Below are 19737 nucleotides of genomic sequence, written 5' to 3' on the forward strand. Positions count from 1 at the left end.
CGGGGGGCGGAAAGTCGGTGGTGTGCGGGCGGGTCAGGACTGGATCTTGCGGAGCACCGCGGCAAAGCGCGGGGCGATCTGTTCGTCGAGCGCGTGGCGCCCGTTCTCGATGACCTTGCGGCCGCGCACCGTGACGTCGCGGATCGCCCGGTCGCCAAGCGCGAAGATCCAGCGGTCGATCAGCGCGTCGTCCTGCGCTGTGGCAAGGAAGGGATGCTCGGGGTCGAGCGCCAGCCAGCTTGCCGGGGCGCCGACCTGAAGCCCGGCTGCGGAAAGACCGGCCGCCTGGTGCCCGCCCGCCAGCGCGCCATCCAGAAGGCGACGGCCGGTCGAGCTGCCTTCGCCCGCCGCGAGGCAGTTGCGGGCGCGGTCGCGCAGGCGCTGGCTGTATTCCAGCAGGCGCAGTTCCTCGGCCACCGAGGTCGCCACGTGGCTGTCGGTGCCGACGCCGAACCGCCCGCCCTGCGCGAGGAAGTCCCGCGCCTCGAAGATGCCGTCGCCGAGGTTGGCCTCGGTCGCCGGGCAGAGCCCCGCCACCGCGCCGCTCTGCGCCATGCGGGTGATCTCGGTGTCGGTGAGGTGGGTCGCGTGGATCAGGCACCAGCGCGCATCGACCGGCATCTCGTCCAGCAGCCATTCGACCGGGCGCCGGCCGGACCAGGCGAGCGAGGCCTCGACCTCGCGCATCTGCTCGGCGACGTGGATGTGGATCGGGGCCGCTTCCGGCAGCTCGGCGAGGATGGCGCGCATCTGTTCGGGCGTGGCGGCGCGCAGCGAGTGGATGGCACAGCCGGCAAGCTGGCCGTCCTCGGCGGCGCGGGCGCGCACCGTTTCCATGAGGCGCAGGTAGCCCTCGACGTCGTGCAGGAAGGGGCGTTGGCCCGCGACCGGCGGCACGCCGCCGAAGTCGGACTGCGCGTAGAAGACCGGCAGCAGGGTGAGGCTGATGCCGCTCTGCTTCGCCGCCTCGAACTGGCGCAGCGAGGTCTCGGCGGGGTTGGCATAGGGCGTGCCCGTGCCGTCGTGGTGCTGGTAGTGGAACTCGACGAGGTGGCCGAAGCCACCCTTCAGGAGCTCGATCTGCAGGTAGAGCGCGACGGTCTCGATGTCGTCGGGGGTCATGCTGGCGACGCAGCGGTACATGCGGTCGCGCCAGGTCCAGAAGCTGTCGGCGCTGGGGCCCGCGACCTCGGCAAGGCCGGCCATGGCGCGCTGGAAGGCGTGGGAGTGCAGGTTCGTGAGCGCCGGCACCATGATCTCGACCTCGGCCATGCCCGGAGCGCGCGTGGCGCCCTGCTCGACCCGCTCGATGTCGCCGTCGGCCGAGATGCCGATCACCACGTCCGTCGCCCAGCCTGTCGGCAGCAGCGCCTTCCTAGCGAAAACCTGAGAAGCCATGATCCCTCGCGCAAGATGTATATGCTTGTATATGGAACTTGCGGGCAGGTTCTTGCAAGCCCTTCCTGCGGGGTGCGGCGATTTTCCTGCCGGCGCGCTGCGAGCCGCCGCTCCGCCGCTCGGACACCGCCCCTTCGAGAGGCGACGTCAGGTCGCAGGCGGGCCGGGCCCGGCGGGGTTCCCTTCCGGCGCCCGCTTCTCTATAGCGGCGCCCACGCGGACCGGCCCTGCCCTGCCAAGGTCACCCCGCGTGCCCCAGCCGTTCCCCGACGCACAAGGGACCGCCGGCTCCCCGGTGGTGCGCGCCGTGGTTCCTTTTCCGCGGGGCGCGGCGCGAGACGCGCCGCATGTGTCGTTGCAAGTGCAGGCGCGGACGCCTTGAGGCCCCCGCGCATTTGCCCCCAGAACGCGAAACCAACTGACGAGGTCGCAATGGCTCAGGCCACCGGAGAACAAAGGGTGATACGGGATTCCGTGATCGTGGGGCTGGCGATGTTCGCCGTCTTCTTCGGCGCGGGGAACCTGATCTTCCCGCCGCAGATCGGCTTCCTCGCCGGCGACGGATGGGGCGCGGCGCTGGTCGGCCTGCTGATCACCGGCATGGTGCTGCCGGTGCTGTCGGTGGTCGCGCTCGGGCTGCGCGGCGGCTCGGTCGAGCGGCTCACCGCCCCGGTCGCGCCCTGGTTCGGCTCGGCGCTGCTGTTCGTGACGATGATCGGGCTGGCCTGGCTGATCGCCGTGCCGCGCACCGCCAGCGTCGCCTTCGAGACCGGTTTCCGCACGCTTGCCCCGAGCCTCGACCCGGGGATCGGCATCTGGCTCTTCGTGCCGCTGTTCTTCGTGGTCTCGACCTATTTCGCGCTCGACCGCTCGCGGGTGATCGACCGCATCGGGCGGTACCTCACGCCGCTGCTGCTGGGCCTTCTCGGCATCATCGTGGTCTGGTCCTTCCTCGCGCCGCTCGGCGCGCCGGCGGACACCGGCGAGGCCGCGCCCTTCAAGCTCGGCCTGCTCACCGGCTACCAGACCGGCGACGTCTTCGGCGGGATCATGTTCGGCATCATCTTCATCGAGGCGTTCCGCGACCGCGGCTACACCCCCGGCGGGAGCTACACCGCCGCGCTCTGGGGCACGGCGCTGGTGACCTTCCTCGGCCTCTTCTTCGTCTACGGCGGGCTCGAATACCTCGGCGCCACCGGCAGCGGCGTGCTGGCATCGGACGTGCCGCAGGCCGGGCTGCTGACCGCGCTGGTGGGCGAACTCGCGGGCCGGGTCGGGGCCAACACGCTTGCCGTGGCGGTGCTGCTGGCCTGCCTGACGACGGCGGTGGGGGCCACCGCGGTGCTGGGCGAGTACATCCAGAAATGGACGCGGGGCCGGGTCGGCTACCGGACCGGGGTGCTTGCGGTGTCGCTCACCTCGCTGGTGCAGGCCTTCGGCGGCGTCGACTACATCGTCGCGCTGGCCGAGCCGATCTTCCTGCTGCTCTACCCGGTGGGCATCGCCATCGTGCTCCTCGGCCTGCTGCCGCGCGCGCTGGTCAACGACGGCGCCTGGAAGGGCGCGACTCTGGCGGCGATCCTGATGGGGGTCTACGACCTTGCGGAGAGCCTCTCGGTCAAGCTCGGCACCGGGCTGCCCGAGGCGGTGCAGGCGGCGCATGACGCGATCCCGCTGGCCTCGGCCGGTTTTGCCTGGCTGGTTCCGGCGCTCGTCGGCGGCGTGGCGGGGGGCCTTGTCTGGCACCTCTCCGGCACGCCGAACGTCGCCGATGCCGAGGCGCGCCAGACGCCCGCCGAGTGACCCGGCACAGGGTGGCCGGGCGGCAGCCCGGCCCCTCTTCCCCGATCCGCAACAGGTTTGCCTCCCGCAAAGAATTTTTTCCGCGCGCCCCCTCCCGCCAGTCGCCAACTTTACATTGGGTGCTATGCTCTTCCCTCATCCCCCTGATGGAAGGCCCGCATGCTTCGTCAACAGAGCCCAGTCTACGGGCCCATGGATTTCCTCGCCGGAGACGGCGAGATGGCAACCCTGATCCGTGAAAAGGACTGGAGCACGCATCCTTTCGGCATCAAGGAAGACTGGCCGCAGTCGCTGCGCTCGGCGCTGGCGATCTGCCTGAACTCGGCCTTCCCGACGGCAATCTACTGGGGCTCGGAACTGCGGCTGCTCTACAACGACGCCTGGGCCCCGATCCCCGGACCGCGCCACCCCGCCGCGCTTGGCGCCCCGGCACGCGAGGTCTGGAGCGACATCTGGTCGATCATCGAGCCGCAGTTCTCCGAGGTGATCCGCACCGGCCGGGGCCTCTTCATGCAGGACCACATGCTGCCCATGCAGCGCTACGGCTTCGAGGAAGAGACCTACTGGAGCTACAGCTTCACCCCGCTGCGCGGCGAGCAGGGCAACATCGTCGGGGTCTGGAACACCGGCAGCGAGACCACGGGCAACGTGATCCAGCGGCGCAACGCCGAGTTCCTCGTGAAGCTCAACGAGGCGCTGCGCGGCGCGGGATCGGCGCAGCAGGGGCTGCGCATCGCGGTCGAGCGGCTCGGCGTGCACCTCTCGGCGGCCGGGGTCGGCGTGATCCTTCCCGTTCCGTCGGGCGAGGGCTTCGCCGTGGAAAGCGAGTGGGTGCCGCAGCTGTCGCAGGCGCGCATCGACCCCGATCTGCCCTGGATCGGTGCGCAGGCCGAGGCTGACCTGCGCGCCGGCAAGGACCTCTTCCTCACCCGCCGCGCCGTCGATCTCGAACCGGAGAGCCGCGCCTATCTCGACGCGCGGCGGGTCTCGAACGCCATCTTCGTGCCCTGGGTCGAGGGCGGGGCGCTGTCCCGCGCGCTGGTGCTCCACTGGACCCGGCCCCGCGCCTACAGCGCGCTCGACGTGTCGCTGGTCGAGCGGGTGCTCGACATCGTCATGGGCTGGGCGGCGCGCGAACGGACCCTGGCGCGCGAGGCGGTCATGGCGCAGGAGATCGACCACCGCGCGCGCAACATGCTGGCGATCCTGCGCTCGACATCGCGTCTGATCCGCGCCGACACGGTCGCCGAATTCCGCGAGAAGCTCGACGAGCGCATCACCTCGCTGTCGCGCACCCATGGGCTGCTGTCGCGGAAGAAATGGATCGACGTCTCGCTGCGCGAGGTGGTCGACGAGGAATTCGCCTCCTACGGCGCCGACATCCACGAACGGGTCGCGATCAACGGCCCGTGCCTGCCGCTCGCGGCCAACGACGCCCAGATGATCGCCATGCTGGTGCACGAGCTGACGACGAATGCCGTCAAGCACGGCGCGCTGCGCGAGACCGGCGGCACGCTGCGCCTGAACTGGAGCCTGACGCCCGAACGGGCCTTGCGGCTGGTCTGGGAAGAGAGCTTCGCCTCCGGCCGCGAGCCTAAGCTGCCCGAGGCCGGCCACGGTTTCGGCACGCAGCTGCTGGCGCGCATCGCGCAGGACCATTTCGGCGGCCGGATCAGCCGCGAGATCGGCACCGCCCGGCTGCGCTACGAGATCACCCTGCCCCGCGGCACCTGGTCTGCCGCCGAGCCCCAGCCCGATGCCGTGGTGCCGCCCGCGCCGGAGCCCGCGCGGCGCTCGGTGATGATCGTCGAGGACGAGCCGATCATCGCGCTCGACCTCGTGGGGATGATGGAACACGCGGGCTTTGCCATCTTCGGGCAGTTCGCCTCGGTCGCCGCCGGGCTCGAGGGCACCGCCGAGACCCTGCCCGACTTCGCGCTGCTCGACGAGAACCTCGGCGGCGAGACCTCGACACCCCTGCTCGACCACCTGCTCGCGCGGGGCGTGCCGGTGGTGATCATCTCGGGCTACGAAGGCGATGTGCGCACCGGCGTACCGCGGCTGTCGAAACCCATCTCCGAGGCCGAACTTCTCTCGACCATCGAGAACCTCTGACCCCGGCGCAAGGCGGGGCGCCGGAGCGGCGCCCCCGGCCCGGTCAGCCCGACGTGGTCAGCCCTTGTCCTTGCGCAGCTTGATCGCGCCCGCCTTCTCGGCAAGGTCGCGGGCGATGGCGAAGGCGCCCTTGATCTTGTCGGCGTCGCTCGACCAGTCGCGGCGCACGATGATCTTGTTGTCCTTGATCTTCGCCAGCCCGTTCTGCGCCTGGATGAATTCGACCAGCCCCTCGGGCCGCGCGAACTTGTCGTTGTGGAACTGCACCGTCGCGCCCTTCGGCCCGCCGTCGAGCTTGGCGATCCCGGCGTGTTTGCACATCGCCTTGATCCGTACCACCAGCATCAGCGTGTTGACCTCCTTCGGCAGCTTGCCGAAGCGGTCGATGAGTTCCGCCGCGAAGCCCTCGAGCTCGACCTTGGTGGTCAGCTCGGACAGGCGCCGGTAGAGGCCGAGGCGCACGTCGAGGTCGGGCACGTACTCCTCGGGGATCAGCACCGGCACGCCGAGGTTGATCTGCGGTGCCCATTGCCCGTCGTCGTCGGTCAGCCCCTCGAGCTCGCCCGACCGGATCTTGGCGATCGCCTCCTCGAGCATCGACTGGTAGAGCTCGTAGCCCACGTCGCGCATCTGGCCGGACTGTTCCTCGCCCAAGAGGTTGCCCGCGCCGCGGATGTCGAGATCCTGCGAGGCCAGCGTGAAGCCCGCCCCCAGCGTGTCGAGCGAGCCCAGCACCCGCAGCCGCTTCTCGGCGGTGTCGGTGAGCTTGGTGCGCGGCTTGGTGGTCAGGTAGGCATAGGCGCGGGTCTTCGATCGCCCGACCCGGCCGCGGATCTGGTAGAGCTGGGCAAGGCCGAACATGTCGGCGCGGTGCACGACCATGGTGTTCGCGGTGGGGATGTCGAGGCCGGATTCAACGATGGTGGTCGCCAGCAGCACGTCGTACTTGCCGTCGTAGAAGGAGTTCATCCGGTCGTCGAGCTCGCCCGCCGCCATCTGGCCATGCGCCACGACAAACGAGACCTCGGGCACCTGCTCGCGCAGGAACTGCTCTATTTCGGGAAGATCCGAAAGACGCGGCACCACGTAGAAGCTCTGCCCGCCGCGGTAATGCTCGCGCAGCAGCGCCTCGCGGATGGTGATCGCGTCGAACTCGGACACATAGGTGCGGATCGACAGGCGATCGACCGGCGGCGTGCCGATGATCGACAGGTCCCGCACCCCCGAGAGCGACAGTTGCAGCGTGCGCGGGATCGGCGTCGCGGTCAGCGTCAGCACGTGGATGTCCGATCGCAGTTGCTTCAGCCGCTCCTTGTGGGCGACGCCGAAGTGCTGCTCCTCGTCGATGATCAGCAGGCCGAGGTTGTTGAAGCGGATGCCCTTGGCCAGCAGCGCGTGGGTGCCCACGGCGATGTCGACCGTGCCCTTCGCGATGCCGTCGCGGGTCTTGGCCGCATCCCCCGCCGAGACGAAACGCGAAAGGGGCGCGACGTTCAGCGGGAAGCCGCGGAAGCGCTCGGCGAAGCCCTTGTAGTGCTGGCGGGCCAGCAGCGTGGTCGGCGCGATCACCGCCACCTGCACGCCCGACATGGCCGCGACGAAGGCCGCGCGCATCGCCACCTCGGTCTTGCCGAAGCCGACGTCGCCGCAGATCAGCCGGTCCATCGGCTGGCCGCTGGTCATGTCGCCGAGCACGTCCTCGATGGCGCTCATCTGGTCGTCGGTCTCGGTATAGGGGAAGCGCGCGCAGAAGCTTTCCCAGGCGCCGGGCGGCGGGTCGATGATCGGCGCCTTGCGCAGCGCCCGCTCGGCCGCGACGCGGATGAGCTTGTCCGCCATCTCGCGGATGCGCTCCTTGAGCCGCGCCTTCTTGGCCTGCCAGGCACCGCCGCCGAGCTTGTCGAGCAGCCCCTCGTCATGGCCGTAGCGCGACAGAAGCTCGATGTTCTCGACCGGCAGGTAGAGCCGCGCGTCCTCGGCATATTCCAGCAGCAGGCATTCATGCGCGGCGCCGGCGGCGGTGATCACCTCGAGCCCGCGATAGCGGCCGATGCCGAAATCGACGTGCACCACCAGGTCGCCCGGGCTGAGCGACTGCGCCTCGGTGAGGAAGTTCTCGGCCTTGCGGCGCTTCTTCGGGGCGCGGATCAGCCGGTCGCCGAGCACGTCCTGCTCGGAGATCACGGTGATCTTCTGCCCGTTCTTTGGATCGCCCCAAGGCGCGACAAAACCCTGCTCGAGCCCCCAGACCGCAAGGTGCAGCCCGCGCTTGCCGATGCGCGTGCCGTCCATCACCGGGATCGCCTCGGCCAGGCCCTCGTCCTCGATGAGCCCGGTCAGGCGCTCGCGCGCGCCCTCGGACCAGGAGGCGATGAGCACCGGCCCCTCGGCCAGCTGCTTCTTCACGTGGTCGGCGAGCGCGGCAAAGAGGCTGATGCTCTCCTGCTGGCGCTCGGGGGCGAAGCTGCGCCCGATGCGCCCGCCCGCGTCCACCACGCCCGGCCCGCTGGCCTGCGGAAGCGGCGAGAACTGCACCACGCGGCGCGCGCCCACGACGGCGTCCCAATGCGCCTCGTCGAGGTAGAGCAGCTTCGGCGGCACCGGCTTGTAGACCGAATCGAGCCGCCCCTTCTGGCTCATCGCGTGGCGGCGCGTGCCGTACTGGTCCTCGATGCTTTCCCAGCGCGCCAGCCGCGCCGGGGTGATCTGGTCGTCCATCAGCACCGGCGCGCCGGGCAGGTAGTCGAAAAGCGTTTCCAGCTTCTCGTGGAAGAACGGCAGCCAGTGCTCCATGCCCTGCGTCTTGCGCCCCGCGCTCACCGCCTCGTAGAGCGGATCGTCCGAGCCGGCGGTGCCGAACTCGATGCGGTAGTTCTGCCGGAAGCGGGTGATCGCCGCCTCGTCGAGGATCACCTCCGAGACGGGCGCCAGCTCGACCACGTCGAGCTTTTCCGTGGTGCGCTGGGTGACCGGATCGAAGCGCCGCGCCCCGTCGAGCACGTCGCCGAAGAAGTCGAGCCGCACCGGCCCGCCCTCGCCCGGCGGGAAGATGTCGATGATGCCGCCGCGGATCGCGAAATCGCCGGGCTCGTGCACGGTGGGGGCGTTGGAGAAGCCCATGCGCACGAGGAAGCCGCGCAGCGCCGCCTCGTCCACCCGGTCGCCGACGCGCGCGGCAAAGGCCGCCTCGCGCAGCACCTCGCGCGCGGGGATGCGCTGCATCGCGGCCGAGAGCGTGGTGAGCAGCACGAAGCGCTGCGGCATGCCATGCACCAGCCCCGCCAGCGTCGACATGCGCGTGGCCGAGATGTCGGGATTGGGCGAGACCCGGTCATAGGGCAGGCAGTCCCATCCCGGGAAGGTGACCACCGGCATACCGGGATCGAAGAAGGCCAGCGCCTCGCGCAGCGCCGCGAGACGCTTGTCGTCGCGCGCGATGTGCAGGACCGGGCCGGAGGTCTTCTCGACCTCGGCGAGGATGAGCCTGGCGTCGAACCCCTCGGGTGCGCCGCCCATGGTGATGCGGGCCGTCTTGGCAAGCGACTGGGACATGCCGCTCACATGGCTTGCCGCCGGGTCTTCGTCAACCGAGAACGCCGTGCGCGAGGTTCTGGTACATGCCCCACATGGCGGTGACGAAGATCGAGATCATGCCGATCACCTGCACCCAGAAGCGGTGCACCGTCAGCTTGCGCCAGAGCGCCTCGCCGCTCAGCCCGCGGCCGCGGATGCGCTCGGCGGTGGCGATACTCAGCAGCCCGACCAGCGACATCGGGAAGCCGAGCAGGAACAGCGCCTGCGCCAGTTCGATGTCGTACCAGAACCCGAGGCTCGCCAGCATGGTCAGCAGCGCCGCGGCCAGCGCGACCAGCCAGAGCCCCGCCTCCTCGACGATGAAGAGCCGCCGGTTCACGTTGATGCGCACCATGTCCTCGAGATCCTGCGCCGCCTGCCCGCCGTGCTTGCGGGCACGGCCGACCATGTCGAAGGGCACGCCCAGCACCCGGTGGCTGGTGGTCGACCAGGCCACGGCGAGGGCGATCCAGAACCACAGGTTCGAGAACGACCGCATGTCGATGGTTTCGAAAACGAGCCTGGTCCAGTCCACGGCTTACCCACTCTTGTCCTCGGCGCCGCTTCGGCCCCTTCGCTTCCGGTCCTGCCCGACCGGGCCCTTGCCCGGTCCGCCGCGCCGCCCTGCGGGGTGCGCATGCCGGGCGCCCGGGAGGGAGCCCTTGTGACAGGCGTCTTTCCATGCCACCCAAGGGAAACCTTGACAAGGGATACGAAGGACACGCCCGATGAAACCCGTGATTGCCGCCTTTCCTGCCACACGTCTGCGCCGGCTGCGCAAATCTCCCGCGATCCGCGCGCTCACCCAGCAGACGCTGCTGACCCCGGGCGACTTCATCTGGCCGGTCTTCGTGCGCGACGGCGAGGGCATCGTGGAGCCGATCGCCTCGATGCCCCGGGTCAACCGGCTCTCGGTCGACAAGGTGGTCGAGGCGGCGCGCGAGGCGCATGCGCTCGGCATCCCGGCGATCTGCCTCTTCCCCTACACCGACCCGGCGAAGAAGACCGAGGACTGCGCCGAGGCCTGGAACCCCGAGAACCTCTCCAACCGCGCCACCCGCGCCATCAAGGAGGCGGTGCCGGAGATCGCGGTGATGACCGACGTGGCGCTCGACCCCTACAACATCACCGGCCATGACGGCTTCACCGAGAATGGCGAGATCGTGAACGACCGCACGGTCGAGGCCCTCGTCAGGCAGGCGCTGAGCCAGGCCCGCGCCGGCGCCGACATCATCGGCCCCTCGGACATGATGGACGGGCGCATCGGCGCGATCCGCTCCGCGCTCGAGGCGGAGGGCTTCCCGAACGTGCTGCTGCTGAGCTACGCCGCCAAGTACGCCTCGGGCTTCTACGGCCCGTTCCGCGACGCCGTCGGCGCCTCGGGCGCGCTCAAGGGCGACAAGCAGAGCTACCAGATGCAGCCGGGCAACTCCGACGAGGCCATGCGCCTGATCGAGCGCGACCTGCAGGAGGGCGCCGACATGATCATGGTCAAGCCCGGCATGCCCTATCTCGACATCTGCCGCCGCGCCAAGGACATGTTCGGCGCGCCGACCTTCGCCTACCAGGTGTCGGGCGAATACGCGATGCTGGCGGGCGCCTTCGAGAACGGCTGGCTCGACCGGGACAAGGTCATGCTCGAGAGCCTCACCGCCTTCAAGCGCGCCGGCTGCGACGGGGTGCTGACCTATTTCGCCCCGGCAGCCGCGCGGCTGCTCAACGGCTAGCAGTTGGCCGCCGCGCCCGCGCTTGATCTAGTGACAGCGTGGGCCGGTCTGCCTATACTGCGCCCTGACAACCGGCGGAACAGCCGGGCAAAGAGGCTTCGGCCGGGACGACCGGCCCAAAAATCGGCGAGGAAAGAGCAGATGATCTACAACCGACGGGGACTCCTTCTTGGTCTCGGCGCGACCGGTGCGCTGGCGGCCTGCGGCAACGGCGTGGGCGGCAGCGGCGCGCAGACCATCGACGCGCGGGTCAATGCCACGATCAACCAGATGTATTCGCAGTACCCGGGCACCCGCGATCTCGCGGCCAAGTCCGCCGGCATGCTGGTCATGCCGCTGGTCACCGAGGCCGGGCTCGGGCTCGGCGGCGCCTATGGCCGCGGCGCGCTGCGGGTGAACAACGCGACGGTGGACTACTACTCCGTGGTCAAGGGCTCGGGCGGGCTGCAGATCGGCGCGCAGCAATACGCCCACGTGCTCTTCTTCATGACCCAGGACGCGCTCGGCAACTTCCGCCGCTCGCCGGGCTGGGCCGCGGGCGCCAACGTTGAATACGCGATCCCCGAGGGCGGCGAGACGCTGGCGGCCGAGACCACCACCTCGCTCGCGCCGATCATCGCGGTGATCTTCGGCCAGTCGGGCCTGCACATGGGCGCGACGCTCGAGGGCGTGAAATACACCCGGATCATCCCCTGATCTCAGGCGGTCTTCCTGCCGTCGGGGCCTGAGGGGGCGCTGCCCCCTCGCCGCTGCGCGGCTCACCCCCGGCGTATTTTTCAAGAGAAGAAGGGGCCCCGACGCGGCCCCCTCTTCTCGCCGCTTCTTCTCTTTCCAAATACGCATGCACACCGGTTGCCGCAGGCGCGGCGTCAATGGTAGCGGAACTCGCCCACCACCTGCCGCCATTCCCCCGCCGAGATCATCTTGCGATGGGTGAAGCGCACCGAGTGCAGCGGCCCCTCGATCTCGTCCTGCCAGAACTCGATGAAGCGGAACAGGCGCGGATGGTCCGGCGCCAGGTCATAGTCCTGCCAGACGAAGGTGTTCAGCACGTTCCGGTAGTCGGGCATGCGGTAGAAGAGCTCCGCGGTGGTCAGCCCGTAGCCCTTCAGCATGAGTTCGGTCGGGGATTCGTCCATGGCTTTACCTCGCATGACATCCATGTAACGAGGCTGCCGAATGCCGGGTTAGTTTTCAAATAAAACAGTATGTTAGCCACTTGGCGAGGTGGCTGCCAGAATAAGCCGCCCGCCGCCATTGCGCCCAACACCTAGCCTCTGATATACGTAGTCTCAACTAGATATAGAGACAGCACGGACAGGCGAGCAACGTGAGCGACACGCCGGAAACCCCCGAAAACGAAGAAGAAACTCCGCGTCCCGAGCGGAGCCCTCATGGCGGCCCGGTGATCTCGATCATCGACGAGATGAAGTCGAGCTACCTCGACTATGCCATGAGCGTCATCGTCAGCCGCGCGATCCCCGATCTGCGCGACGGCCTGAAACCTGTGCATCGGCGCATTCTCTACACGCTGTGGGAGAACGGGCAGACCAAGTCCAAGAACTACCGCAAGTGCGCGACCGCCGTCGGCGACGTGATGGGCCGCTACCACCCGCACGGCGACTCGGCGGTCTATGACGCGCTCGTCCGCATGGCGCAGGACTTCTCCATGTCGCTGCCGCTGATCGACGGCCAGGGCAACTTCGGCTCGATGGACGGCGATCCGCCCGCGGCCTACCGGTACACCGAGGCGCGCCTCGACCGCACCGCCGAGGCCCTGCTCGAGGACATCGAGAAGGACACGGTGGACTTCGTCCCGAACTACGCCAACGAGCGCAACGAGCCCGTCGTGCTGCCCGCGCGCTATCCTAACGTGCTGGTCAACGGCGCCGAGGGAATCGCGGTCGGCATGGCGACGCGCATCCCGCCGCACAACCTCGGCGAGGTGATCGACGCGACGCTGGCGATGATCGAGAACCCCGATCTCACCTCCGAGCAGCTGATCGAGTACATCCCCGCCCCCGACTTCCCGACCGGCGGCGTGATCCTCGGCCGCTCGGGCGCGCGCAAGGCGTACCTCGAAGGCCGCGGCTCGGTGATCATCCGCGCCAAGACCCGCATCGAGGAGCTGCGCCGCGACCGCTACGCCATCGTCATCGACGAGATCCCCTACCAAGTGAACAAGGCGACGATGATCGAGCGCATCGCCGAATGCGTGCGCGACAAGAAGATCGAGGGCATCGCCCACGTGCAGGACGAGTCCGACCGCTCGGGCGTGCGGGTGGTGATCGAGCTCAAGCGCGACGCCACCGCCGAGGTGGTGCTCAACCAGCTCTTCCGCTTCACCCCGATGCAGGTCAGCTTCGGCTGCAACATGCTGGCGCTGAACGGCGGCAAGCCCGAGCAGCTGACCCTGCGCACCTTCCTCACCGCCTTCCTCGACTTCCGCGAGGACGTGATCGCGCGCCGCACCGCCTTCCTGCTGAACAAGGCCCGCGAGCGCAGCCACGTGCTCTGCGGCCTTGCCGTGGCGGTGGCCAACGTCGACGAGGTCGTGGCGACCATCCGCAGCTCCTCCGATGCCGCCGAGGCGCGCGAGAAGCTGATGACCCGGCGCTGGCCGGCGGCGGAGATCGCGCCCTTCATCCGGCTGATCGACGATCCGACCCACAAGATGAACGACGACGGGACCTACAACCTGTCCGAGACGCAGGCCCGCGCCATCCTCGACCTGCGCCTGCAGCGCCTGACCCAGCTCGGCGTCAAGGAGGTCACCGACGAGCTCGAGGATCTCGCCGGCAAGATCAAGGAATACCTCGAGATCCTCGGCAGCCGCGAGCGCATCCTCGAGATCATCTCGAACGAGATGATCGCGGTGAAGGAGCAGTTCGCCGTTCCGCGCCGCACCGAGATCGTCGACTGGGCCGGCGACATGGACGACGAGGACCTGATCGAGCGCGAGGACATGGTGGTCACGGTCACCCAGTCGGGCTGGATCAAGCGCACCCCGCTCGCCGATTTCCGCGCCCAGAAGCGCGGCGGCAAGGGCCTCTCGGGCGGCGGCCTCAAGGAAGACGACGTCGTCACCCAGCTCTTCGTGGCCAACACCCACACGCAGCTGCTGTTCTTCACCACCGACGGCATGGCCTACAAGCTCAAGTGCTGGCGCCTGCCGCAGGGTGGCCGTACGTCGAAGGGCAAGGCGATCGTCAACATCTTGCCGATCCCGCAGGGCGTGTCGGTGGCGGCGATCATGCCGGTAGACCGCCCCGAGGATGACTGGGACGACCTGCAGATCGTCTTCGCCACCTCCAAGGGCTCGGTGCGCCGCAACCGCCTGTCGGACTTCACCAACGTCATGCGCAACGGCAAGATCGCGATGAAGTTCGAGGGCGAGGACGAGAACACCCGCCTGATCAACGCGCGCATCTGCTCGGAAGATGACGACGTGATGCTGGTCACCAACTCCGGCCGCGCCATCCGCTTCCCGGTGCCCGACGTACGCGTCTTCAACTCGCGCGCCTCGACCGGCGTGCGCGGCGTGCGCCTGACCAACGGCGACGAGGTCGTGTCGATGTCGGTGATCCGCCACTTCGAGGCGGACTCGGACGAGCGCGCCTCCTACCTCAAGATGCGCCGCGCCATGGCGGGCATCGCCGATGACGCCGAGGCCTCGGACGAGGAGGAGGGCAACGCAGACAGCCTGCTCTCCGCCGAGCGCTACGCCGAGATGTCGGCGGCCGAGAACCTGATCCTGACGGTGACGGCGCGCGGCCTCGGCAAGCTCTCGTCGAGCCACGACTACCCGATCCGCGGGCGTGGCGGCATGGGCGTCACCGCCTGGGAGAAATCCATGCGCGGCGGCGAGATCGTGGCCTCCTTCCCGGTCGAGATGGGCGACCAGATCATGCTCGCCACCTCCACCGGCCAGTCGATCCGGGTTCCGGTCGAGGGCATCTCGTTCCGCTCGCGCAGCGCCGGCGGGGTGAAGGTGTTCAACACCCGCGACGGCGAGACCGTGGTCTCGGTGGCGTGGATCGCCGACCAGGACGAGGACGAGGCCGGCGCAGAGGCTGGCGAGACCCCGGGCGAAGGCGCCTCCGAGGAATAAGGCTCGTCAACTGCGCAAAGTTCGACGCCCCGGCCGATCCGCTCGGCCGGGGCGTTTGTTTTTTTGAGTATTTGTGGAAAGATGAAAGCCGCCTTCATCTTTCCATAAATACTCACTTCCTGCCGCCGTCCCGCGCGCGGCGCCAAGCCGTCTTGGCGCGAGCGTTGTTCCACCCCATATTCGGCCCATGCTGAAGCTCACCCCCATCCTGCTCGCCATCGCCTATGCCGTCCTCGCCTACCGCTTCTCGGCCTGGCGCACGGCGCGGGAACTCGACGCGCGCTCGACCGAACTTGCCGACCCGCGACTCAAGGCGCTGACCGACCGCATGGCGGCGGCGCTCGACCTGCCGCGCATCCGGGTGAACATCTACGAGATCGAGCCGGTCAACGGGCTGGCCGCGCCGGACGGGCGCATCTTCATCACCCGCGGCTTCTACAACCGCTACAAGTCCGGCGAGGTCAGCGCCGAGGAGCTGTCCTCGGTGATCGCGCACGAGCTCGGGCACGTGGCGCTGGGACATTCGCGGCGGCGGATGATCGACTTCTCCGGGCAGAACGCGATCCGCACCGTGCTCGTCATGGTGCTGGCGCGGCTGGTGCCGGGGCTGGGTCCGCTCATCGCCAACACGCTGACCTCGCTGCTGGCGGCGCGGCTCTCGCGCGGCGACGAGTACGAGGCCGATGCCTATGCCGCCGCGCTGCTGCACAAGGCCGGGATCGGCGTCGGGCCACAGAAATCGCTCTTCGAGAAGCTCGAGCGGCTGACCGCGGGCGGCACGCGCAGCATTCCCGCCTGGCTGCTGTCGCACCCCAAGACGGCGGAGCGGATCGCGGCGCTGGAACGGCTCGAGGCGCGGTGGGCGGCGGTGCAGGGCTGACGCCCGTCAGCGCCGCAGGACGCGGCGGCGCAGCAGGCGGTCGAGCGACAGCGCCCCGCCGCCGGTGAAGACCAGCACCAGCATCAGGAACGCCCAGAGCAGCCGCTGGTCGAGGATCGGCGCGTCGGGCTGGCGGTCGAAGAGCGCGCCTATGGTGGCGGCGTCGACCCCGTGGCCGAAGATGTCGGTGAGGCTCATCACCAGCAGGAAGCCGATCATCCCCAGTGCGGCGAGCCGTGTGCCGAGCCCGAGGACCAGCAGCAGCGGCAGGATGAATTCCGCGGCGGTGCCGGCGGCGACCACGAGGTGCGCGAAGAGGCCGAGCTTGCCGGGGTCGTAGCCCGCCGCCTCCATCGCGCGGGGGAAGATCTGCGCGTAGGCGTTCGGCGAGAGGGTGAAGCCGTCGATCTTGGTCAGCGCCGATGACCAGAAATACCCGGCCAGCGTGGCGGCGAAGACCAGCCGCGCCGCGAGGCCCAGCACCGTGGGGGCAAGCCGGGTGACGGTGGTGTCCATGCGGGCAAGCAGCGCGAAGACCGGTGTCGAACCCGTTTTCGGAATGGCAAGATCGCTCATGGTTCCGTTCCTTCCTCTTGGCCAAGGGCGCCCGCGCTGAAGAGGCAGGCAAAGATTGCTCCATGGTCCGTCCCGGCGGGCAGGGCCGCGCCGAGCGGCTGGCCCGCCGCCAATGCGTGAAGCGTCGCGCGGGTGCCCTCCGGGGCGGCGCAGATCCGCAGGGCCAGCGCGGGGCGGGTGACCAGCACCTCGCCGGGCGGGCTCTGCGCGAGTTCCGGTCGCCCGGCATTGCGCGCCCAGATGGCAAGCGCCGGATAGCGGGTCCGCAGGATGCGCGTCGCGGGATGCGGGCGCGGGCGGAACGCGGCCAGCGCCTCGGGAGACAGGGCCCCCAGCGCGCGCGGATCGAGCGGCGCGGCATCGGCGGACTGGCTGGCCTCGCGCCGCGCCTGCTCGATGCGGGCGACCTCGGGCAGGTAGGGCAGCGCGGCAAGCGGCGGGAACCGCTCCATCCAGTCCGGCAGGTCGGCGCCGTAGATCGCCATGACCGGGCTGCGCGGCGGATGCGCGCGGGCGAAGTCGCGCGCCATGGCGGCGAAATAGGCCTCGCCCACCAGTTGCTGCACGGCGGGGAAGGCGGCGGCGAGCGCCTCGGTGAGCGCGACGGCGACGTTGTTGCGGTAGACGTCAAAACGCCGCGTCGCCGGCGCGCCCGAGGGATCGCGCAAGGTTTGCGGCCGCGCGGCCTCCGGCGCCAGCAGCGCGCCCGCAAAGAGGCCCTGCCCGCTCATGCCGCCCTCCGCAGCGCCATCACGCCCGCCGCGCGCGCCGCCTCGGCCTCGAGGGTGGCGAAATCGGGCACGTCATTGTCCCATTCGATCAGCGTCGGGCGCGGACCGATGCGCGAGATGACCCCGGCGTAGAGCGCCCAGACCGGGTCGGCCACCGGCGCGCCATGGGTGTCGATCAGCAGTGGCCCGCCCTGCCCGTCCGCTTCCTCGGTGTAGCCCGCAAGGTGGATTTCCCCCACGAGATCGACCGGATAGTCGGCGAGATAGGCCTGCGCCGAGGTGCCGAGGTTGCTGGCCGAGATGAAGACGTTGTTGATGTCGAGCAGCAGCCCGCAGCCGGTGCGGCGGGCGACCTCGGCAAGAAAATCGGTCTCGGAGAGCGTGCTCTCCTCGAAGACGAGATAGCTTGACGGGTTCTCGAGCAACATGCGCAGGCCGAGGCTTTGCTGCACCTCGCCGACGTGGGCGGCGACGCGCTCCAGCGTCGCCTCGGTATAGGGCAAAGGCAGCAGGTCGCTGAAATAGGCGCCCTCGTGGGTGGACCAGGCGAGGTGCTCGGAGAATTGCGCCGGCCGCACGCGCTCGATCAGCCGCTTCAGGCGCGCGAGGTGCGCGGCGTCGAGAGGTCCCTCGCCGCCGATCGACAGGCCCACGCCGTGGACCGAGATGGGGAAGCGCGCCCGCAGATCGTCCAGCATGGCAAGGCGCGGGCCGCCCTCGACCATGTAGTTCTCGGCGTGGATCTCGAGCCAGCGGACCGCGCCGGGATCGGCGAGATCGTCAAAATGCGCCGACTTGAAGCCGACACCGGCGGCTCTGGGAAGCGGGGCGTTCTGCATGGGGTCCTCCGCGGATTGAGGGGCAAGGGGACTAGGGGACAGGGGCGCACGCGGCGACCTCGGGGCCGCCGCGCGCGGGATCGGGCCTTTGCCTCAGCCCTTCGGCAGGTCGCGCATCAGCGGCTCGAGCGAGCCCATGCGCGGGGTGCCGTCGGCCATGGCGGGAAGCTGGATCTCGGCGCAGGTGCCGGCGGGCACGAGCATCCAGGAATTGCCCTGGTAATCGACCGAGGCGGTGCCGGCGCAGGTGGTGCCGGGGCCCGCGGCGCAGCCGTTCTCGCCCGCCATGGAGACGCCGAAGCATTTCTCCTGCTCCTGGGCCTGGGCGGCCCCGGCAAATTGAGCGAGGCCGGCGGCAAGGGCACCGACGAGGGCGAGATGTTTGCTGTGGATGGTCATGTCAGTCTCTCCAAAATGACAAGCAGCGCATCGCGTCTGCACTTGGGTATTCGGCGAAGGGGTGCGGTTTGTTACGCGGCTCGCGCTTGTGTGATAGAGAGGAAATATTCGGGCGGCCCTGTAACGCGGGGACCAAGGCGCCCGTATGCGCAGGTACATTCCCTGCAGGTGGACATGGCCCGAGCCAGATGACCGGACGCGATGACGAGATCGAGGCGCTGATGCGCAAGGCGCTGGACGGCGACAGGCGCGCCTATGCCGCCTGCCTGTCGCGCCTGGTGCCCCGGATGCGCGCCATGGCGGCGCATGACCTGCCCGCGCAGCACGGGCACCTGGCCGAGGACGTGGTGCAGGAGGCGCTGCTGTCGATCCATCTCAAGCGCGGCAGCTGGGACCCCGGCCGACCGCTGCTGCCCTGGGTGCGGGTGATCGTGAAGCACAAGGCGATCGACGCGCTGCGCAAGACGCCGAGCGCGCCGCACGAGCCGGTCGAGGATCACGCGGGGCTCGGCGCCCCGGCGGTCGATCCACTGGCCGGGCTGCACCTCGAGCAGGCATTGTCGCGCCTCTCGGCGCGGGACGCGGCGCTGGTGCGCGAACACGCGATCGAGGGGGTGGACCCCGAGACGCTGTCGAAGGATTTCGATCTCAGCCCCGGCGCCCTTCGGGTGGCGCTGCACCGGGCGCTGAGACGGCTGGCCGAGGCTGCCAGGAAGGAGGAAGAATGGACACCGACGAACTGATCGCTGCGCTGGCCGCCGATGACGTGCCCGCAAGGCGGCCGCGCCTCCACTGGCGCATCGCCTTCGGTGTCGCCGTCTCCATCGTGCTGATGCTGGTGTTCTGGGGGATGCGCCCGGGCTGGCCGGACGTGCTGCTCATGGCGCCGCTGCTGGTCAAGCAGGCGCTGCCACTGCTCGTCGCCCTCGCCGCCTGGCCGATCCTGCGCCGCAACGATCCCGAGGCGCAGGCACCGCTCTGGCCGCTCTGGCTGCTGGCGGCGGCGAGCGGCGCGGGCTGGCTCTATGCCGCGCTCTCGGGCGGCGACGTGATCGGCAAGACGCTCTGGCAATGCCTGCTGTCGATCCCGGCGCTCGCCCTGCCCATCGCGCTTGCGCTGTTTCTCGGCATGCGCCACCGGGTCGAGCCCCGCCCGGCGCGCAGCGGCATGCTGGCCGGGCTCTTTGCCGGCGGCGCGGCGGCGGCGGTCTACGCGGTGCATTGCGACGAGGACAGCGCGGCTTTCTTCCTGCTCTGGTACGGGCTTGCAATCGTCCTTTGCGGGCTTGCCGGGCGCGCGGCCGGGCGGCGATGGCTGAGCGTCTGATTTCCGGGAAGGAAAAGGCCACCTCCATAAAACGCGCGGCGTGCATTCCCGGGTCCATCGCATTTGCGTGATGGCATTTCGAGGAGCTTCAACGAGTCGCAGTTTTGTGATATGCTAAGGGTCTGGGAAATCGCCGGCTTCCCCCTCCCAAATTCGGGAAACCGGAAACGACCAGGGCGGCCTATTCGCCTCTCCCGCCCATTTTTCCTTGTCATCCCAGGGCCCGTCATTTCCGGACCAGTTTACAAGAATTCCTTT

The 19737-nt window shown here is 69.3% G+C and carries 16 protein-coding genes; 8 read left to right on the forward strand and 8 right to left on the reverse strand.

Features of this window, described 5'->3' with window-relative positions:
* Positions 1 to 33 precede the first annotated feature (33 nt).
* A complete protein-coding gene (gene hutF, locus PVT71_RS16605; protein ID WP_353475176.1) occupies positions 34 to 1398 on the reverse strand; it encodes a formimidoylglutamate deiminase in 1365 nt (454 codons plus the stop codon).
* 459 nt (positions 1399 to 1857) lie between these two features.
* Here hutF and brnQ point away from each other — a divergent pair, with 459 nt between their 5' ends.
* Both brnQ and PVT71_RS16615 read left to right on the forward strand, forming a co-directional pair.
* Positions 1858 to 3201, forward strand: coding sequence for a branched-chain amino acid transport system II carrier protein (brnQ, locus tag PVT71_RS16610; protein ID WP_353475177.1), 1344 nt, complete (start codon positions 1858 to 1860; stop codon positions 3199 to 3201).
* 219 nt (positions 3202 to 3420) lie between these two features.
* Positions 3421 to 5316: an HWE histidine kinase domain-containing protein gene (locus PVT71_RS16615; protein ID WP_353475178.1), complete on the forward strand. Its 1896-nt coding sequence runs from the start codon at positions 3421 to 3423 to the stop codon at positions 5314 to 5316.
* 57 nt (positions 5317 to 5373) lie between these two features.
* Here PVT71_RS16615 and mfd read toward each other — a convergent pair whose 3' ends face one another.
* Positions 5374 to 8868, reverse strand: a complete 3495-nt coding sequence (mfd, locus tag PVT71_RS16620; RefSeq protein ID WP_353475179.1) for a transcription-repair coupling factor — start codon at positions 8866 to 8868, stop codon at positions 5374 to 5376.
* A gap of 31 nt (positions 8869 to 8899) precedes the next feature.
* Positions 8900 to 9424: a component of SufBCD complex gene (locus PVT71_RS16625; RefSeq protein WP_353475180.1), complete on the reverse strand. Its 525-nt coding sequence runs from the start codon at positions 9422 to 9424 to the stop codon at positions 8900 to 8902.
* Between the two features lie 193 nt (positions 9425 to 9617).
* Between PVT71_RS16625 and hemB the strand changes: the two genes are divergently transcribed.
* A complete protein-coding gene (gene hemB, locus PVT71_RS16630) occupies positions 9618 to 10616 on the forward strand; it encodes a porphobilinogen synthase (RefSeq protein WP_353475181.1) in 999 nt (332 codons plus the stop codon).
* Positions 10617 to 10757: 141 nt separating this feature from the next.
* On the forward strand, positions 10758 to 11312 hold the full coding sequence (locus PVT71_RS16635) for a YSC84-related protein (RefSeq protein ID WP_353475182.1): 555 nt from the start codon (positions 10758 to 10760) through the stop codon (positions 11310 to 11312).
* A gap of 173 nt (positions 11313 to 11485) precedes the next feature.
* On the opposite strand, the gene PVT71_RS16640 is transcribed toward PVT71_RS16635, so the two are convergent.
* Complete coding sequence (locus PVT71_RS16640) at positions 11486 to 11755, reverse strand: usg protein (RefSeq protein WP_353475183.1); 270 nt, start codon at positions 11753 to 11755, stop codon at positions 11486 to 11488.
* Positions 11756 to 11946: 191 nt separating this feature from the next.
* Here PVT71_RS16640 and gyrA point away from each other — a divergent pair, with 191 nt between their 5' ends.
* On the forward strand, positions 11947 to 14727 hold the full coding sequence (gene gyrA, locus PVT71_RS16645) for a DNA gyrase subunit A (protein WP_353475184.1): 2781 nt from the start codon (positions 11947 to 11949) through the stop codon (positions 14725 to 14727).
* A gap of 187 nt (positions 14728 to 14914) precedes the next feature.
* A complete protein-coding gene (locus PVT71_RS16650; RefSeq protein WP_353475185.1) occupies positions 14915 to 15607 on the forward strand; it encodes a M48 family metalloprotease in 693 nt (230 codons plus the stop codon).
* A gap of 6 nt (positions 15608 to 15613) precedes the next feature.
* Here the strand turns inward: PVT71_RS16650 and PVT71_RS16655 are convergent, their stop codons facing one another.
* The 4 genes from PVT71_RS16655 to PVT71_RS16670 form a co-directional block, all read right to left on the reverse strand.
* A complete protein-coding gene (locus PVT71_RS16655) occupies positions 15614 to 16123 on the reverse strand; it encodes a DoxX family membrane protein (protein ID WP_353475556.1) in 510 nt (169 codons plus the stop codon).
* Positions 16124 to 16179: 56 nt separating this feature from the next.
* Complete coding sequence (locus tag PVT71_RS16660) at positions 16180 to 16914, reverse strand: DNA-binding domain-containing protein (protein WP_353475186.1); 735 nt, start codon at positions 16912 to 16914, stop codon at positions 16180 to 16182.
* A complete protein-coding gene (locus PVT71_RS16665) occupies positions 16911 to 17753 on the reverse strand; it encodes a DUF692 domain-containing protein (protein WP_353475187.1) in 843 nt (280 codons plus the stop codon). The genes PVT71_RS16660 and PVT71_RS16665 overlap by 4 nt, the downstream gene beginning before the upstream one ends.
* Positions 17754 to 17846: 93 nt before the next feature.
* On the reverse strand, positions 17847 to 18152 hold the full coding sequence (locus PVT71_RS16670; RefSeq protein WP_353475188.1) for a DUF2282 domain-containing protein: 306 nt from the start codon (positions 18150 to 18152) through the stop codon (positions 17847 to 17849).
* A gap of 188 nt (positions 18153 to 18340) precedes the next feature.
* On the opposite strand from PVT71_RS16670, the gene PVT71_RS16675 reads away from it, so the two are divergent.
* On the forward strand, positions 18341 to 18895 hold the full coding sequence (locus PVT71_RS16675) for a sigma factor (protein WP_353475189.1): 555 nt from the start codon (positions 18341 to 18343) through the stop codon (positions 18893 to 18895).
* Positions 18877 to 19479: an NrsF family protein gene (locus tag PVT71_RS16680; protein ID WP_353475190.1), complete on the forward strand. Its 603-nt coding sequence runs from the start codon at positions 18877 to 18879 to the stop codon at positions 19477 to 19479. Before PVT71_RS16675 ends, PVT71_RS16680 begins: the two co-directional genes overlap by 19 nt.
* The last annotated feature ends 258 nt before the right edge of the window (positions 19480 to 19737 follow it).

This window comes from Salipiger sp. H15 (assembly GCF_040409955.1).
Lineage (GTDB): Bacteria > Pseudomonadota > Alphaproteobacteria > Rhodobacterales > Rhodobacteraceae > Salipiger.

Excerpts from the sequence above, each read along its gene's own strand:
- PVT71_RS16640 (WP_353475183.1), bottom strand. The coding sequence starts at position 11,755 with ATGGACGAATCCCCGACCGAACTCATGCTGAAGGGCTACGGGCTGACC.
- mfd (WP_353475179.1), bottom strand. The coding sequence starts at position 8,868 with ATGTCCCAGTCGCTTGCCAAGACGGCCCGCATCACCATGGGCGGCGCA.
- PVT71_RS16635 (WP_353475182.1), top strand. The coding sequence starts at position 10,758 with ATGATCTACAACCGACGGGGACTCCTTCTTGGTCTCGGCGCGACCGGT.
- PVT71_RS16675 (WP_353475189.1), top strand. The coding sequence starts at position 18,341 with ATGACCGGACGCGATGACGAGATCGAGGCGCTGATGCGCAAGGCGCTG.
- PVT71_RS16615 (WP_353475178.1), top strand. The coding sequence starts at position 3,421 with ATGGCAACCCTGATCCGTGAAAAGGACTGGAGCACGCATCCTTTCGGC.
- PVT71_RS16670 (WP_353475188.1), bottom strand. The coding sequence starts at position 18,152 with ATGACCATCCACAGCAAACATCTCGCCCTCGTCGGTGCCCTTGCCGCC.
- hutF (WP_353475176.1), bottom strand. The coding sequence starts at position 1,398 with ATGGCTTCTCAGGTTTTCGCTAGGAAGGCGCTGCTGCCGACAGGCTGG.
- PVT71_RS16650 (WP_353475185.1), top strand. The coding sequence starts at position 14,915 with ATGCTGAAGCTCACCCCCATCCTGCTCGCCATCGCCTATGCCGTCCTC.
- PVT71_RS16665 (WP_353475187.1), bottom strand. The coding sequence starts at position 17,753 with ATGCAGAACGCCCCGCTTCCCAGAGCCGCCGGTGTCGGCTTCAAGTCG.
- PVT71_RS16660 (WP_353475186.1), bottom strand. The coding sequence starts at position 16,914 with ATGAGCGGGCAGGGCCTCTTTGCGGGCGCGCTGCTGGCGCCGGAGGCC.
- PVT71_RS16655 (WP_353475556.1), bottom strand. The coding sequence starts at position 16,123 with ATGGACACCACCGTCACCCGGCTTGCCCCCACGGTGCTGGGCCTCGCG.
- hemB (WP_353475181.1), top strand. The coding sequence starts at position 9,618 with ATGAAACCCGTGATTGCCGCCTTTCCTGCCACACGTCTGCGCCGGCTG.
- PVT71_RS16680 (WP_353475190.1), top strand. The coding sequence starts at position 18,877 with ATGGACACCGACGAACTGATCGCTGCGCTGGCCGCCGATGACGTGCCC.